This window comes from Streptomyces sp. NPDC047869 (genome assembly GCF_040704065.1).
Taxonomy (GTDB): domain Bacteria; phylum Actinomycetota; class Actinomycetes; order Streptomycetales; family Streptomycetaceae; genus Streptomyces.
The window spans coordinates 230996-247056 of the sequence record NZ_JBEYRK010000005.1 but is presented as its reverse complement, the minus strand read 5'-3'; the positions used below and the strand labels follow the sequence as shown (position 1 = coordinate 247056).

7 protein-coding genes are annotated in these 16061 nt (G+C 74.1%); 1 reads left to right on the top strand and 6 read right to left on the bottom strand.

The window, feature by feature from the left end; translation table 11 throughout:
• Positions 1-108: 108 nt before the first annotated feature.
• A complete protein-coding gene (locus AB0924_RS09725; RefSeq protein ID WP_366911074.1) occupies positions 109-3930 on the top strand; it encodes a multifunctional oxoglutarate decarboxylase/oxoglutarate dehydrogenase thiamine pyrophosphate-binding subunit/dihydrolipoyllysine-residue succinyltransferase subunit in 3822 nt (1273 codons plus the stop codon).
• Positions 3931-4160: 230 nt separating this feature from the next.
• On the opposite strand, the gene fxsT is transcribed toward AB0924_RS09725, so the two are convergent.
• The 6 genes from fxsT to AB0924_RS09695 form a co-directional block, all read right to left on the bottom strand.
• Positions 4161-7163 (bottom strand): FxSxx-COOH system tetratricopeptide repeat protein, encoded by a 3003-nt coding sequence (gene fxsT / locus AB0924_RS09720; RefSeq protein WP_358927599.1) that lies wholly within the window; start codon positions 7161-7163, stop codon positions 4161-4163.
• 74 nt (positions 7164-7237) lie between these two features.
• Positions 7238-8524 carry an HEXXH motif-containing putative peptide modification protein gene (locus AB0924_RS09715; protein WP_366911073.1) on the bottom strand — a complete coding sequence of 429 codons (1287 nt, stop codon included), beginning with the start codon at positions 8522-8524 and terminating at the stop codon, positions 7238-7240.
• Positions 8521-8793, bottom strand: a complete 273-nt coding sequence (locus AB0924_RS09710) for a hypothetical protein (protein ID WP_358927597.1) — start codon at positions 8791-8793, stop codon at positions 8521-8523. The genes AB0924_RS09715 and AB0924_RS09710 overlap by 4 nt, the downstream gene beginning before the upstream one ends.
• 91 nt (positions 8794-8884) lie before the next feature.
• Positions 8885-12340: an SAV_2336 N-terminal domain-related protein gene (locus tag AB0924_RS09705; RefSeq protein WP_366911072.1), complete on the bottom strand. Its 3456-nt coding sequence runs from the start codon at positions 12338-12340 to the stop codon at positions 8885-8887.
• 7 nt (positions 12341-12347) lie between these two features.
• A complete protein-coding gene (locus AB0924_RS09700; RefSeq protein ID WP_358927595.1) occupies positions 12348-13364 on the bottom strand; it encodes a MoxR family ATPase in 1017 nt (338 codons plus the stop codon).
• A 269-nt stretch (positions 13365-13633) separates the two neighbouring features.
• The gene (locus AB0924_RS09695; RefSeq protein ID WP_366911121.1) at positions 13634-16048 is read right to left on the bottom strand and encodes a trypsin-like peptidase domain-containing protein; all 2415 of its coding nucleotides are present in this window, start codon (positions 16046-16048) and stop codon (positions 13634-13636) included.
• Positions 16049-16061 lie beyond the last annotated feature (13 nt).

Sequence of the window (16061 nt, the reverse complement as noted above, 5' to 3'; positions counted from 1 at the left end):
GACTTTCGCGACGATGGACGGGCCCGACCTGACCTTCACGGTCTTGGAGGCGTAGCCTTTATTCCCGCTGTCCATCACCTTGTGAAGCGGAAGAGGGCGGTTGCCGCCGTGTCGCCACAGTCCCCCAGTAACTCGAGCATCTCGACCGACACCGACCAAGCCGGGAAGAACCCCGCGGCCGCGTTCGGTCCCAACGAGTGGCTCGTCGACGAGATCTATCAGCAGTACCTCCAGGACCCGAATTCGGTAGACCGTGCCTGGTGGGACTTCTTCGCCGACTACAAGCCGGGCGCGCCTGCCGCGTCGGCTACGGCGGGTACTGCGGCCGCGGGGGCCGCAGGGACCACCACTCCGGCTCCCCAGGCCCAGCCGGCCGCTCTGGCCCAGGCCGCTCCCGCGCCGGCGGCCGCTCCGAAGCCCGCCGCGGCCCCCGCCGCCGCTCCGGCTCCCGCGCCCGCCCCCGCGGCGAAGGCGCCGGCCCCCGCTCCGGCCAGGCCGGCGACGCCCGCACAGGCGCCGGCCCAGCCGAAGCCCAAGGCCGCCCCGGCCGCGGAGGCCCCCGAGGGCCCGGAGTACGTGACGCTGCGCGGTCCGTCCGCCGCCGTCGCGAAGAACATGAACGCCTCGCTGGAGCTGCCGACGGCCACCTCGGTCCGCGCGGTCCCGGTGAAGCTGCTGTTCGACAACCGGATCGTCATCAACAACCACCTGAAGCGCGCCCGGGGCGGGAAGATCTCCTTCACGCACCTGATCGGCTTCGCGATGGTGCAGGCCATCAAGGCCATGCCGTCGATGAACTACGCGTTCGGCGAGAAGGACGGCAAGCCGACCCTCATCAAGCCGCCGCACGTCAACCTCGGCCTGGCCATCGACCTGGTGAAGCCCAACGGCGACCGCCAGCTCGTCGTGGCCGCCATCAAGAAGGCCGAGACGCTGAACTTCTTCGAGTTCTGGCAGGCCTACGAGGACATCGTCCGCCGCGCCCGTGACGGCAAGCTGACGATGGACGACTTCACCGGCGTGACGGTCTCCCTGACCAACCCCGGCGGTCTCGGCACCGTCCACTCCGTGCCGCGCCTGATGCCCGGCCAGGCCGTGATCATGGGCGTCGGCTCCATGGACTACCCGGCCGAGTTCCAGGGCACCAGCCAGGACACGCTGAACAAGCTCGGCATCTCGAAGGTCATGACGCTCACGTCGACCTACGACCACCGGGTGATCCAGGGCGCCGCCTCCGGCGAGTTCCTCCGCCAGGTCGCGAACCTGCTGCTCGGCGAGAACGGCTTCTACGACGACATCTTCGAGGCGCTGCGCATCCCCTACGAGCCGGTCCGCTGGCTCAAGGACATCGACGCCTCGCACGACGACGACGTCACCAAGGCCGCCCGGGTCTTCGAGCTGATCCACTCCTACCGGGTGCGCGGCCACGTCATGGCCGACACCGACCCGCTGGAGTACCAGCAGCGCAAGCACCCCGACCTGGACATCACCGAGCACGGCCTCACCCTGTGGGACCTGGAGCGCGAGTTCGCCGTCGGCGGCTTCGCCGGCAAGTCGATGATGAAGCTGCGCGACATCCTCGGCGTGCTGCGCGACTCGTACTGCCGCACCACCGGCATCGAGTTCATGCACATCCAGGACCCCAAGCAGCGCAAGTGGATCCAGGACCGCGTGGAGCGCCCGCACTCCAAGCCGGAGCGCGAGGAGCAGCTGCGCATCCTGCGCCGGCTGAACGCGGCGGAGGCCTTCGAGACCTTCCTGCAGACGAAGTACGTCGGCCAGAAGCGCTTCTCGCTGGAGGGCGGCGAGTCCGTCATCCCGCTGCTGGACGCGGTCATCGACTCGGCGGCCGAGTCCCGCCTGGACGAGGTCGTCATCGGCATGGCCCACCGCGGCCGCCTGAACGTCCTCGCCAACATCGTCGGCAAGTCGTACGCACAGATCTTCCGCGAGTTCGAGGGCAACCTCGACCCGAAGTCGATGCACGGCTCCGGCGACGTGAAGTACCACCTGGGCGCCGAGGGCACCTTCACCGGCCTGGACGGCGAGCAGATCAAGGTGTCGCTGGTCGCGAACCCCTCGCACCTGGAGGCCGTCGACCCGGTCCTCGAGGGCGTCGCCCGCGCCAAGCAGGACATCATCAACAAGGGCGGCACGGACTTCACCGTCCTGCCGGTGGCGATCCACGGCGACGCGGCCTTCGCGGGCCAGGGCGTGGTGGCCGAGACCCTGAACATGTCGCAGCTGCGCGGCTACCGCACCGGCGGCACGGTCCACATCGTCATCAACAACCAGGTCGGCTTCACCGCGGCCCCCGAGTCCTCGCGTTCGTCCATGTACGCGACGGACGTGGCCCGCATGATCGAGGCCCCGATCTTCCACGTGAACGGCGACGACCCGGAGGCCGTCGTGCGCGTGGCGCGGCTCGCCTTCGAGTTCCGCCAGGCGTTCAACAAGGACGTGGTGATCGACCTCATCTGCTACCGCCGCCGCGGTCACAACGAGTCGGACAACCCGGCCTTCACCCAGCCGCTGATGTACGACCTGATCGACAAGAAGCGCTCGGTGCGCAAGCTCTACACCGAGTCCCTGATCGGTCGCGGCGACATCACCCTGGAAGAGGCCGAGCAGGCGCTGCAGGACTACCAGGGCCAGCTCGAGAAGGTCTTCACCGAGGTCCGCGAGGCCACCTCGCAGCCGGCCGCCGGTGACACCCAGGCGCCGCAGGACGGCTTCCCGGTCGCGGTCCCGACCGCGATCTCCTCGGAGGTCGTGAAGCGGATCGCGGAGTCCCAGGTCAACGTCCCCGACCACATCACCGTGCACCCGCGTCTGCAGCCGCAGCTGCAGCGCCGGGCGGCGATGGTCGAGGACGGCACGATCGACTGGGGCATGGGCGAGACCCTTGCCGTCGGCTCGCTGCTGCTGGAGGGCACCCCGGTCCGCCTCGCGGGCCAGGACTCCCAGCGCGGCACCTTCGGCCAGCGCCACGCGGTCCTGATCGACCGCAGCACCGGCGAGGAGTACACGCCGCTGCAGTACCTCTCCGAGGACCAGGCCCGCCTGAACGTCTACAACTCGCTGCTCTCCGAGTACGCGGCGATGGGCTTCGAGTACGGCTACTCGCTGGCCCGTCCCGACGCGCTGGTGATGTGGGAGGCCCAGTTCGGCGACTTCGTCAACGGCGCCCAGACGGTCGTGGACGAGTTCATCTCCTCGGCCGAGCAGAAGTGGGGCCAGACGTCCGGCGTCACCCTGCTGCTGCCGCACGGCTACGAGGGCCAGGGCCCGGACCACTCCTCGGCCCGCCCGGAGCGGTTCCTGCAGCTCTGCGCGCAGAACAACATGACGGTCGCGATGCCGACCTCGCCGGCGAACTACTTCCACCTCCTGCGGTGGCAGGTGCACAACCCGCACCACAAGCCGCTGGTCGTCTTCACCCCGAAGTCGATGCTGCGCCTGAAGGCGGCGGCCTCGAAGGCGGAGGAGTTCACCTCGGGCGAGTTCCGTCCGGTCATCGGCGACAGCACGGTCGACCCGGCGGCGGTCCGCAAGGTCGTCTTCTGCGCCGGCAAGGTCTACTACGACCTGGAGGCCGAGCGGCAGAAGCGCGGCGCCACGGACACGGCGATCATCCGTATCGAGCGCCTGTACCCGCTGCCGGGTGCGGAGCTCCAGGCGGAGGTCAACAAGTACCCGAACGCCGAGAAGTACCTGTGGACGCAGGAGGAGCCGGCGAACCAGGGTGCGTGGCCGTTCATCGCGCTCAACCTGATCGACCACCTGGACCTGGCGGTCGGCGCGGACATCCCGGCCGGCGAGCGGCTGCGGCGCATCTCGCGCCCGCACGGCTCGTCCCCGGCGGTGGGCTCCGCCAAGCGTCACCAGGCCGAGCAGGAGCAGCTGATGCGTGAGGTCTTCGAGGCGTAGGCCTCCGGCGGTTCAGCCGTGATCGGGCCTGGTGCCGAGTTTCGACTCGGTACCGGGCCCTTTCGCCTTTTCGGGGGGGTGGTTGGGCTTGTGCGCGGCTGCGGGTGGGTGGGGGTTGGTCGCGCAGTTCCCCGCGCCCCTTGGGGTGGCTGGGATTGTGCGCGGCTGCGGGTTCGTTGTGGCTGGTCGCGCAGTTCCCCGCGCTCCTTTGGGGCGCTCTCGTTGCCTGTTCAGCCCAGGTAGGGCTCGAAGTCCCAGTAGGGGCGGGTTCGCTGGCGGGCCGAGATGGTGTGGGGGTGTTGGGCGCCCAGGGTGCGGGTGAGGCCGAGCAGGCCGTCCTCCTCCAGCTTTCCGGCCTCCTCGTGCTCCCGCGCGGCCCGCAGGTCGGCGGCCAGCGCCACCTGACTGGAGAGCGTGAGCGGATGCTCGTGCCCCAGCGTGTGCCGGGCCCGGCGCAGGGTCTCCCGGCTCAGCTCCACGGCGTCGGTGATCCGGTCGGCCAGGTTGCGGGCGCTGGCCGCGTTGAGGGCGCAGCCGAGGACCCAGGGGTGGTCGGCGCCGAGGGTGGCGGTGAGGCCCGCGAAGGACGCCTCGAACATGGACAGGGCCTCGGCGCGTTCACCGGCGGCCTGCATGACGAGACCGGTGTTGGAGAGCATGCCGGTGGCGACCGGGTGGGCCGGGCCGAGCAGCGCCCGGTAGCCGGCCTCGGCCTGGTCGATCAGCTCCCGGGCCTGCGAGAGGTCGCCGTGCTCCCGCAGGTAGTTGCCGTAGTTGGTGGTGAAGGCGAGGGTGCGGTAGTGCTCACGGCCGTGCACCTGCGCCAGTTGCTCGAGCAGGTTCGCCATCTCGGGCCCCAGGTCCTGGGTGTGGCCGCCTTCCCGGCGGCGGCACATGACCAGCTGGCCGCGGGCAGAGAGGGTCTGCGGATGCCGTGCGCCGAGCACCTGCAGGCTCAGCCGGACCACGGTCTCCTGACGGGCCAGCGCGTCCCGGTACCGGCCCAGCATCCGCAGGTCGTGGGCGACGGCGCCGCCCGAGTTGAGGGTGCTGATGTGCCGGGCGCGCAGTACGTTGTCCCGTCTGGCGAGCGTGTCCAGGTCGAGTTCGTACGCCTCCTGGTAGCGGCCGAGCAGCCGCAGGCCGACGCCGTGGTTGTGCCGGGCGATCAGGGCGGGGCCCTCGTCCGGGCCGAGCAGTCTGCCGTAGCCGTCGAGGACTTCGCTCTGCAGCTCGTGCGCCTCGTCGTAGCGGCCCAGGTGGCGCAGGCTGGCGGCCATGGCGCCCTTGGTGGACAGCTCGGCCAGCTCGGAGCGCGACTCGGCGGCGCCGAGGCGCTGGTGGACGGCGCGGTCGAGCTCGTAGGCGTCGCGGAACCGGCCGCTGGCCCGCAGGATGTTGCTCTCCTGGGTGGTGAGGTCGAGCATGGGCTGGGCCAGCGGGTCCATGATCCGGGACCAGTGGTCGCGGATCCGCCGGGCCAGGTCGAGGCCGCCCTTGTACTCGCCGCTGCGGTAGCAGTAGCGCAGACAGTTCAGCACGGTCTCCTGGACGCGCGGCTGGGCGCTGCTGAGGGCGCCCGAGGGCTCCAGGTGGGGCAGCAGTTCCGCGTACCGGGGCCAGTTGCGGCTGTCCAGCGGGTTGCCGGGGTCGGCCTGGGCCAGCAGGGTGCGGACCGCCTGGCGGTGCACGACCCGGCTGTCCTCGCTGGTCAGCTTGGAGACGATGTCGTGGACCAGCCGGTGCATGTGGACCGACTCCTGGTGCGGGCCCATCTCGACGCCCACCGGGCCGCGGGTCTCCCGGGTCAGCACCGAGTAGTTGACGAGCGTGTCCAGGGCCCGGGTCCAGGCGGTCAGGTCGCCGGACATCCAGCGCAGTTGCTCGGGCAGGTCGGCGTGCGGGTAGGCGCGGATGAGACCGAGCGGGATGCGCCCGGGGGCGAACGAGGTGCACAGGCCCAGGATGTCGATGGTCTGCGGCTGGGCGCCGCGCAGCCGGTTGAGCAGTATCGACCAGGACGTCATGGACGACCGCGGGAAGCCCTCGCCGGTGGCGGGCTCGTCCACGGTGGACAGCCGGCGCTCACGGACCATGCGCAGGTACTCGGGCACCTCCATGCGTGACTCGCCGAGCCAGGAGGCGGCCTGGACGAGCGGCAGTGCCACGTCGCCGAACTCGGCGGCGACCTCGTCGGCCTCGGCGGCGCTGATGTGCGGTGCGCGGCGCAGCAGGTAGGCGGTGGACTCGGCGCGCAGGAAGGCGGGGATCTCGAGGATGTCGGTGTGCTCGCCCCAGCCGCGGTTGCGGGAGGTGACGAGGACGTGGCCCGCGCCCTGCGGGAGCAGCGTGTCGATGCCCTCGGTGTCGTCCCAGCCGTCGAAGATCAGCAGCCAGCGGCCGTAGGGCTCGCCGCGGCGCAGTGCCTCCCGGACGGCCCGGATGCGCTCGCCGGGCTCGTTGCCGACCCGCAGGCCGAGCTCCACGGCGAGTTCGCCGAGCCGGTCGCGCTGGATGTTGCGGTCGTCGGAGTTGACCCACCACACCACGTCGTAGTCGGTGCTGAACCGGTGCGCGTACTCGGCGGCGAGCTGGGTCTTGCCGATGCCGGACATGCCGAGCAGCGTGCAGACGGCGGCGCCCCGGTCGGCGTCCGCGAGTTGCTGGTGGAGGCTGGTGAGCAGGTCGTCGCGGCCGGTGAAGCGCGGGTTGCGGCGGGGGATCTCGCCCCAGATCTCGCAGCGGTTCTCGGGATAGCGGGCCCGGTGGGCGGTCGGCCGTGGGACCCGGCGGCGCTCCAGGCCCAGCCGGCGCAGCAGCCGCTCCTCGGCGGCCTCCTCGCTCAGCCCCCACAGGCTGGCCGGTTCGAGGACCGCGGTGGCCGGCAGCAGTGAGCGGTTGGTGAGGTTGACGGCGGCGAACCGGCCGGCGTTCGCCGCGACGAAGCCGCGCAGCGCGTCGTTCCACTCCCCCGCCGGGCGCGGTCCGAGTTCGAAGAACCAGTCGTCCAGGACGAGCAGCACCGGGCCGGAGGCCAGCAGCAGGTCGGCGAGGGAGTCCTCCAGCGGGGTCTCGCGCGGGGGGTCCCAGCGTTGCAGCGTGGCCTGGTGCCCGTGGCTCTCCAGGCACTGGGCGATCCAGGCCGCCCAGGCCCGGTGGTAGCCGGGGAAGACCACCAGGACGCGTTCGGATGCCGGGGCCCCGTCCCCGCCCGACCGCCGCTGTTCCGCCATCGCACGCTCCCTGTTCCCGCCACCGCACTCTCACGGCACACGCTAACGCACAGAAATTACGCCCCTGCGGAGCGTCACGGTACATTTTGGGCCGTCACGCCGAGACCGGCGTGGTGGCGCGTCATGCCCCGGACGAACTCCCTTCCTGCTTGGGTCAGTTCATCGGATTCCAGGAGGAGGGACAAGGCCTGCCCCACCTCCTCGCGGAACGCCTCGAACCGTTCACCGGCCCGGCGCCGCCACGCCGGGTCGGCCCCGGCGCCGGTCCGCACCCTCCACCACAGGTCGGTGAGCGCCAGATGCGCGTACGCGCCCTGCAGCACCGCCGGTACCGGACGGGGGTCGGGGCGCCAGCCGACCCGGTGCACCGCGTCCCCGCCCGGCCCGCACAGCGGGACCAGCTCGTCCAGGGCCGCCAGCTTGGTGTGGTGGGTCTCGTGCACCAGTGCCTCGGCGAGTTCCCGCGCCGTGTCCGGGAGCTGGATCAGCGCGGCGCCGGGCGCGGACCTGAGCGTGGCCCCCATCGGCGTGGCGCCCGGCCCGGCGGCGGCCAGCGGTACGACGGCGCGCAGTACGGCGCCGGTCTCGGCGGCGCGCCGCGCGTCGACCGCGGCCAGCAGCTCGCGGGCCCGGCGCCAGCGGCCGGCCCAGGTCTCCCAGGGGCAGTCGGGGCGGCCGGCGGCGCGCAGTGATCCCGGAGCGGTGCCGGGCGGGGGTGTCCGGTACGGGTCGAGGTCGTCGAGGCGGACGGTGCCGCCGGGCAGCGTCCGCAGCTCGCTCCAGCCGGTCCCGCCGTCGGCCCGCCGGGGCACGCCGGGCCTGTTCCGCCCCGCCGGGTGCAGGACGGCCTCGGCGTGGCCGCCCTCGTCCGCGATGCGCGCCCCGTCCGGGCCGCCGTCCAGCCGGACCCGGCCCGACGGGCAGCGCAGTACGCCGAGGCCGGGCAGCACCAGCGGACCGGTGGGCACGGCCAGGGTCCCGGTCACCGGGTGGCCCGCGCGGACGGCGGCCGCGACGGCGACTCCGGCAAGGTGGGCCAGGTGCCGTTCGAACGCGGCGCCCTGGGGTGCGGCGAGCGCGGCTGTCAGCCAGGCGCCGGTCGTCGGGTAGTCGAGCACCTCACGGACCGCGGCGGGACCGGTCCGTTCCGCGGCCGCCAGCAGCGCCCAGGCCCGCTCGAAGTCCCGGCGCGCGGCGGGATCCAGCAGCCGGCGCTGCCGGTCGGTGCGCACCAGGAGGGACTTGAGGAGCAGCATGCGACGCGCGTGGATCGCGGCACGCAGTGTCGCCGTGCTCCGGGGTGCGGGGCGGGTGCGGGCGAGCGCCGCGAAGACCTCGGCGGGTATCGGCGCCGAGGTCATCCCCGCTCGTCCGGGGACCGGCCACTCTCGGCGAGTCCGGCCGAAAACGTATGCACGGCGGACGGCTGCACCTCGCCCTCGCTGTCTCCGCTGAACCAGACCTGCTGGCACTCGGTGGCATCCCGCAGGACACGGTCGACGGCGGCGGTCAGGGCGGGATCATCGAGAAACCGCAGGGTACGCAGGTCGACGTCGACGAGGTCGGGCAGGCGCGCGGCACGCCCGGCGTCCCGACCGGGGGCGGCCACCCCGCTCCACTGCTCCGACACGCTCGGCTCCTCCCTGCCCGCGAACGGCCCGCTCCGTCGCCATGGCTGCCCAGTTCTTCCCGACAGCCCGGAAGCGGAAACCCTGACCAGATCAACTCCGGTCAAGTTCCGACCAGTTCGCCCACTCTCCGGTCCACGGCCACCAGGGCGGAGCGATCCGCTCCCATTCCTCGTCCGGCAGCCCCCGTACCGCACGCGCCGGCCCCTCCCCCGTCGCCGGCTCCGCCGCGGCCCGCCGGGTCAGCTCGACGTCCGCCCAGTCGACCTGGCGCAGCGCCCCGGCCAGCCGCTGCCACTGCTCCCGGGCGGCCCGGTAGGCCCCGCGCGCCGCGGCGGGCCGGCCCATCAGGGCCAGCACCACCCCGCTGCCGTGCCGCGCCCGGGCGGAGGTCACCGACCCCGGGTCCTCCCCGTGCGCGGCCCGCGCCTCCCGCTCCGCGTTCTCGTACGCCTGCAGGGCGTCCGCCAGCACCGGCGCCCCGGCCCGGCGCCAGCCCTCCAGCCGCACCCGTCCCAACTGCAGCCAGACCTCGGCCCGTACGGCCGCGTCGGCGGCCGCGCGCACCGCCTGGCCGAGCAGGTGCCGGCTCTCGAACAGGTCGGGCAGGAAGCCGAGGTGCCGGAAGCGCTGGGCGAGCGCGCTGCCGACCAGGCCCTGCAGCCGCCCGCGGTGCGCGGACCGGGCGGGCAGCGCCTGCAGCGCCTCGCGCAGTACGTACTCGGCCCGGTCCACGATCCTCGCGCCGTCCCGCGTCGAGGCCCGCCGCAGCAGCGACTCGCCCCAGGAGGTGAGGAGCTGGCCGCGCAGGGTTCCGTCGGCGGGGGCGAGCAGCGCGGCCCGCTCGTAGGCCTCGTCGGCCTCCGGGGCCTCGCCCGCCGTGTCGTGGAAGGCGGCCAGCGCGGCCAGGCTGGGCAGCAGCAGACCGGGGTCGTCCCCGGCGGCCCGCCGGGCCCGCAGCAGCGCTTGCCGGGTCTCGCCGTCCTCGGCCCCGGCCTCCCGCAGCGCCCGCGCCAGGTCGAGCAGGGCCGGCCCGCGTACGGCGTCGGGGGCCCGCTCCAGGTCGAGCGTCGCGCAGGCCTCGCGGAGTTCGCCGACGGCGGCGGCGGGACGCCGCAGGTCGAGCAGGATCCGGCCGCGCAGCAGCAGCCGGGAGCGGTGGGCGGTGACGGGCCAGGGTGCCTGGCCCGCCCCTGCCGGCACGCGGTGCGGTGCCGCGGTCCCGCCGCGCGCCGTCTCGTCCCCGTCCGCCGGGGCAGCCGGGTCCGTCCCGCCGGGCGTCCCGTCCCCCGTGTCCGGGCCGGGCCCGGCGTCCTCCCCGGTGCCGTCGGACCGCGCGGAGGCGTCGTGGTCGTCCGGATGCCCGGCGCCGGACCAGGCCCGTGCCCGTTCGGTCAGGAGCGGCCAGGGAGCGGCCTCGGCGTCCAGGACGTCCAGGGCGGCGCCGAGTTGGCCGCCCTCCGCCGTCAGACGCCACAACTCACGGCGGCAGGAAGCGAGTTCAAGCGCGGCGTCCGCGCGTTCGCGGCTGCCGGTACCGGCAGCGGCGTGCGCGGCGGCGAGTTCGGCCACCGCCTCACGCAGCAGTTCGGCGCGGCGTCCCGCCGTGCGCGCGGCCGCCGTGCCCGCCTCGGCGCGCAGGATGCGGCCGAGGACAAGGTGGGGCGGGGCGGCGGCACCGGCGCCCGGAAGGACCGTGGGGGCCGGGGCGGTCGCCGCGCGGGCCTGTTCACGGGCGCGGCGCAGCACCTCCGGATCGGCCAGGTGGTGCCACTGGTCGAGCAGGCGCTCGGCCTCGGTGAGCGGGTCGGGCGTGACGAGGTCCGGGAGGTAGAAGCGCAGGACGCGGGCCGGGATGCGGGCGAACAGCTCGGCCTCGACGCTGCCGCCGTCCTCCGGCGGGACGCCGTCCGGGGTGAGGCGGCCGGCGCCTGCGGACGGGTCGTGGTCGGCGAGCCGGGCCGCGGCGAGGGCGGCGAAGTTGCGGGTGCCCCGGCCGAAGTGCCGTTCCACATAGGCCGAGCAGTGTTTCAGGACGAGCCCGGCGGTGTCCTGGTCGAGGGAGGACAGCAGCAGGTTCTGCACCCGTCCCGAGTAGGCGAAGCAGGGCTGCTCGCCGGTGCCCGGAAGCTGTCTGAGCAGTCCGCCGAGCAGCACCTCGGCCAGTTCCATGGGCCCGGTGTCCGGCAGCATCGCCCGCTGGACCAGTTGCATCACGGGCAGGGTGAGCGGGGCCGCGGCCAGGTAGACCGCCAGCCGTACCGCGCCGGGCGAGGCTCCGGCGCGGAAGGCCCGCAGCAGTTCGTCGTCGCTGCGCGGCTCCTCGTGGACGTGCGATCGGCCGTCGTGGACGTACGACCGGTCGTCGCCCTGCGGAACGCCGTCGCCGTCCGGTTGGCCGTCGCCGTACGGGGCCGCGCCGGCAAAGGCCGTGGGCACCGGGGCCGTACCCGGGCGGGTGAGCGCCGCCCAGGCCCGCTCGCGGACGGGGCCGCTGCCGCCGAGCAGCCGGGCGAAGGCCTCGAAGGCCTCCGGGGTGGGCTGCAGCACCGGTACCGGCCGGGCGTGCGGCGCCGGTTCCTCCCAGGGCTCGTCGTCGGGCTCGAAGTACAGCCGTCCGCCCACCCCGGCGGGGCGCTCCAGCAGGCCCGGCTCGGCGGGCAGCTCGGTACGGCCCCACAGCCGGGGCGGCAGTGGCTGGACGACGGCCAGCGGGGCGGTGCGCGGCCACTGGTGCAGCAGCCGCTGCGCGCTGCCGTTCTGCCACAGCGGGCCCACGCAGTCGCTGATGACGAAGGTGACCCGGCGGCCGGTGGGATCGTGCAGCTCGTCTGCCGGGCGCAGCCGGGTGCGACGTCCGGGGCCGGCGGTCGTACCGACGAGGAGGGCGCCGGAGTCGTCGGCGTACAGGTGGTGGACGCCGACGGAGGCGAACGCGCCGGACTGCTGGCAGGCCTGCCGCAGTTCCTCGACCAGTTGTCCCCAGACGGCCATGTTGGGCCCGGTGTCCATGAGCAGCTGGACGTCGCAGCGCCGGCGGCGGTCGGGCCGGACGACCGGGAGCAGGATGCCGCTGGCGGCGGCCTGCTCGGCGGTGGCCTCCTCGTCGATCCGCTCGTCCCGGGGCGGGGCGGCGGCGACCTGGTAGCCGCCGAGGGCGCGCAGCGCCTTCTCCAGGCCGAGCAGCCCGGGCAGGGCGCCGGCGGCGGGCGCCCGGACGGGAACGGCGGTGGGGGTGCCGGCGTCACCGTGCGGGCGCGCCGGAAGGCCGGGGGTGAGCAGGGGCACCGGGGCGGCGGGGGCGTCCACCCGGGGCCGGGGCGGTCCGGCGGCGGTCGTCGCCGCGTCGGCACCGGCGGGTGATGCGTCCGGTCCGGTGGCGGGCGGGGCCGCCGGACCGGTGGCGGGCTGCCGGGCGGGTGCGTCGCGGGGCGGGGCCGCGCCGAACCGCCGGGCCAGCCAGACCGCGTCGGCCACGTCCTCCGCGGTGAGGTCGAGCCCGCCCTGGCGCAGCTTGCCGATCAGCTCGTCCAGGCGCATCCCGGGCATCCGTCCCTCACCTCGTACGGTCGAGCGGCTGCATGAGCATCTCGGCGATCCGCTCCCGGGTGAGGCTCTGCGCGCGCGGGTCGTGGCGGGTGAGGAAGAGGGCGTTGAGGAGCTGGTCGGCGGCGAGCACCTCGCCGGGCTCGCGCTCGAGGAACCTGCGGATGAGATCGGCCCCGCCGGCGACACCGTCCGCGCCGAGGTGCGCCTCGACCATCGCGGTGAGCTGCTCCTCACCGGGCGGGTCGAGTTCGAGCTGGACGCAGCGCCGCAGCAGCGGAGCGGGGAAGTCGCGTTCGCCGTTGGAGGTCAGGACGATCACCGGGAAGGCGGTGCAGGCGATCCGCCCGCCGTGCACGGCGACCCGGTCGCCGTCGTGGGTGAGCACCTCGACGACGGGTTCGCGGTCGGCCAGCCGCTCCAGCTCGGGGATCGAGAACTCGCCTTCCTCCAAGGTGTTGAGCAGGTCGTTGGGGAGGTCCAGGTCGCTCTTGTCGAGTTCGTCGATGAGCAGTACGCGGGGCTGCTCGGCGGGCAGCAGGGCGGTGCCGAGCGGGCCGAGCCGGATGTAGGAACCGATGCCGGGCGCGGCCGTGCCGCCCTCACCCCCGCGGGCCCGCTCGAGCTGGACGTCCTGGAGGCGGCCTATGGCGTCGTACCGGTACAGCCCGTCCTGGAGACTGGTACGGCTGACGATGGGCCAGCGCAGCACCTTGCCGAGCCCGAGTTCATGGGCGATGGCGTACGCCAGGGTCGACTTGCCCGTGCCCGGGTTGCCGGTGACCAGCAGCGGCCGGCGCAGATACAGGGCCGCGTTGACCGCGTCCACCTCGGCCGGCCGGGGCGCGTAGCTCTCCACCAGACGGCGGCGGACACCGAGCCGGCGGGCGCTGCTGGGGTCCTCGGGGCCGGCCTCCGCGTCATCGCCCCGGGAGGCCGTGAAGTCACGCCAGGGCGGCGGGGGCGGCAACCGCCGCATGCCGTCGTGCGGCTGACCCACTCCGCAGTAGATCCGCCAGTCGTTCACCTTGGGCTCCTCCCAAATCCGGTGATCATGCAGCGGGCCCGGCCATTTGACCTACGAGGCTACCGTCAGGCGGCCGTGTCTGCCGAGGTTCGAGCGGCCCGGCGTTCACTTCCGGACCTCCGAACAGCCGTGTTGCGGACGGGGTTTGACGGGTGGTCCGGGCGTGCCGGACGGATCGGGCGCGGGGCGGCCGCCGGATCGATGGTCGGTCCGGCGGTCGGGCCGGCCGTAGGACCAATCGCCGGGCCGACCGCCGGGCCGCCCCGGGATCATCCGTCGGGAGCGGCCAGTGGCGGCGGCCGCATCGTCCCGGCGGCGCGCGGTGGGCGGTCCGGTGGATCGAACAGCACGGCCAGTTTCCCGCGCAGGCCCCGGGCCCGGGCCGACTCGGGGTCGTACAGGCGGATGCGCAGGTCACGCACCGGTTCGTGCAGGTCCTCGGCGTGCCGGGCGGCGCCCACCGCATGGGCGGCCTGCTCATGGAAGGCCTTGCACTCGTCGTGGTCGTGCCGGTCCCGGCGCCACAGCACCACCGGATGGCCCGCCATCAGCGCGTCCCTCATCGCCGCCTGCCCCTCCCCGCTCGCCACGGGGCCGCAATAGACAAGAACACAGGTGTCGTCCAGCGCCGACAGGGTGCCGTAGTACAGGTAGCGGCTCCCCGAGCGGGACAGGGCGGCATGGCCGTCGGCCGGGGTCCGGCCGTGCAGCGGCTCGTGCGTGAGCGGCCCGCGGGCCACGCCCCGCCAGCGCCTGCGCCACTCCGGGGAGGGCGGCCGCTCGCTGCGCCGCAGGTCCCGGATGACGACGGTCCGGCGCATGCCGAGCGGCATGGACCGCTCGTCCACGAAGTCGTCGTCCTCGTCGTCCTCGTGGCCCTCGCCGTCCCAGTCGCCGGGGCCGCGGCCGTCGCCATGGCCGCGGTCGTCGTGGTCGTCGCGGAAGGCGCCCGGGTGGTCGGGCAGCAACTGCCATTCGTCCACCGGCAGGTCGAACAGCCTGCGGGGCAGGAAGACCTCGATACCGGCCAGATGCTCTCCGTGGTCCCCGAGGTTCAGCGCACGGTCCAGCGGGTCGCGCAGCACCGCCGCGAGCTGGTCGACGCGCACCCCCCGGTCGTCGGCGGCGACCGGAGTGACGTCGAGGCCGTCGTGGATCAGCTCCACGCTCCAGGGGTGCAGCCCGCCGTACATGGCCGCGCCGACCCTGACGAGGACGTCGGTACGGCCGGTGGTCACCGCCTCGGCGGTCACGGCCGTCGGCCCGAGGGCACCCCGGGGGTCGGGGATGAACGGGGGCTCGGGCGCGGACCGGAGCTCGGACGTGGCCGGGAGCACGGGCGAGAGGGGGGACGCGGGTAGGGCCTGGAGCTCGGAGGCGGGAGGCGCCACGGTCACCTGGGCGGGCGCGGCCGTGGTCGCGGCAGCGGCCACGGGCGTGATCGCCGCGGTGCGGCCGGCGGCCGGCCCTCCCCCGATCGCTCCGTCCGGTCCCCCGTCCGGCCCGCGGCCGTCGATCCCGTTCAGCAGTCCCCGGATGGCCCCGCTCACCGCCCAGTGCCGATGCCGCCCGGCCTGCGCGCCGAGCCATTCGGTGAACGCGCCGAGCCGGGCCGGGTCGATCTCGCCGGAGCGCTCGCGCGCGGTCTTCCGCACCACGTTCGCCGCGTACAGCAGGACGGCGTCGAGATCGACCAGCGTCCCGCCGCCCTCCGTGTCCAGGGTGCGCAGTCCGTACAGCAGGGCCGCGCCCTCACGCCAGGTCCGCACGTTCCGCGGCACCAGCGAGCGCAGCCTCTCGCCGCGCACCCGCTCCTTGACCTCCTCCACCAGGTGGACGATCTCGCCCGCTCCGGCAGGCGGCGGCAGCTCGGCGAGATGGCCGTAGAGCCGGGCGCGCAGTTCGGCGGTGATCCCGGAGACGGGCGGCGCCAGTGCGGGCAGCCCGGCCTGCAGCGTGGTCCAGTTCGCGTGCGGCGACGGGTCGTCCAGGAGGCGGAGATGGTGCCGGTCGTGTGCGCGCAGTACCTCGCGCAGGACGCCGGACGTGTCGCGCCGGTCCAGCAGCTCGTGCAGCGCGGTGACCGGGACGGCGACGCCCTCCTCCCGCCGGCGGCCCTTGATGACGCCGACGACCGAGCCGTGCCGCAGGTCGAGCACGGGTCCGCCGGACAGTCCGCCGATCGGCAGGCTGCCGCCGAGCAGCAGCGCGCGGGCGTCGGAACCCGCGAGTTCGCCGGTGCCGTGCCGGACGCCCAGCTCGCCGGTCTGCAGGGACCAGCCGTACAGCCCGATCGGGGCGCGGGCCCCGGGCTCCCGGTCGCCCAGCCAGAGACACCGCGCGTCGTCCGCGCCCTCGACCCGGACGAGCGCCAGGTCGGGGAACGGCCAGGGGTCACGGAGCGACTCCGGCTCCTCGGGCCGGGGTGCCAGGAGTACGGCGGTCCCGGTGCCGGAGCGTTCCTCCCAGGCGTCGGTGGCGGCGGGTTCGGTGGTGCGTTCCTGCCAGGTCACGCGTAAGGCGCTCTCCCCTCGGCACACCGCGGCTCCCCCCTTCCCCACGACATGGGCGCAGGTCAACAGCCAGCCCGGGGCTATGAAGAACCCCGATCCCCAGTACGGGTCACGGTCCGTTGCATACCCGTCACCCGCTGCGCCGATGCGCGCGAGAGAGGGGCGCACCATCTCGTCGAAGGCG

Bases quoted from the DNA above. Each gene is read 5' to 3' on its own strand.
- fxsT (WP_358927599.1), bottom strand. From the start codon at position 7,163: ATGGCGGAACAGCGGCGGTCGGGCGGGGACGGGGCCCCGGCATCCGAA.
- AB0924_RS09715 (WP_366911073.1), bottom strand. From the start codon at position 8,524: ATGACCTCGGCGCCGATACCCGCCGAGGTCTTCGCGGCGCTCGCCCGC.
- AB0924_RS09705 (WP_366911072.1), bottom strand. From the start codon at position 12,340: ATGCCCGGGATGCGCCTGGACGAGCTGATCGGCAAGCTGCGCCAGGGC.
- AB0924_RS09695 (WP_366911121.1), bottom strand. From the start codon at position 16,048: ATGGTGCGCCCCTCTCTCGCGCGCATCGGCGCAGCGGGTGACGGGTAT.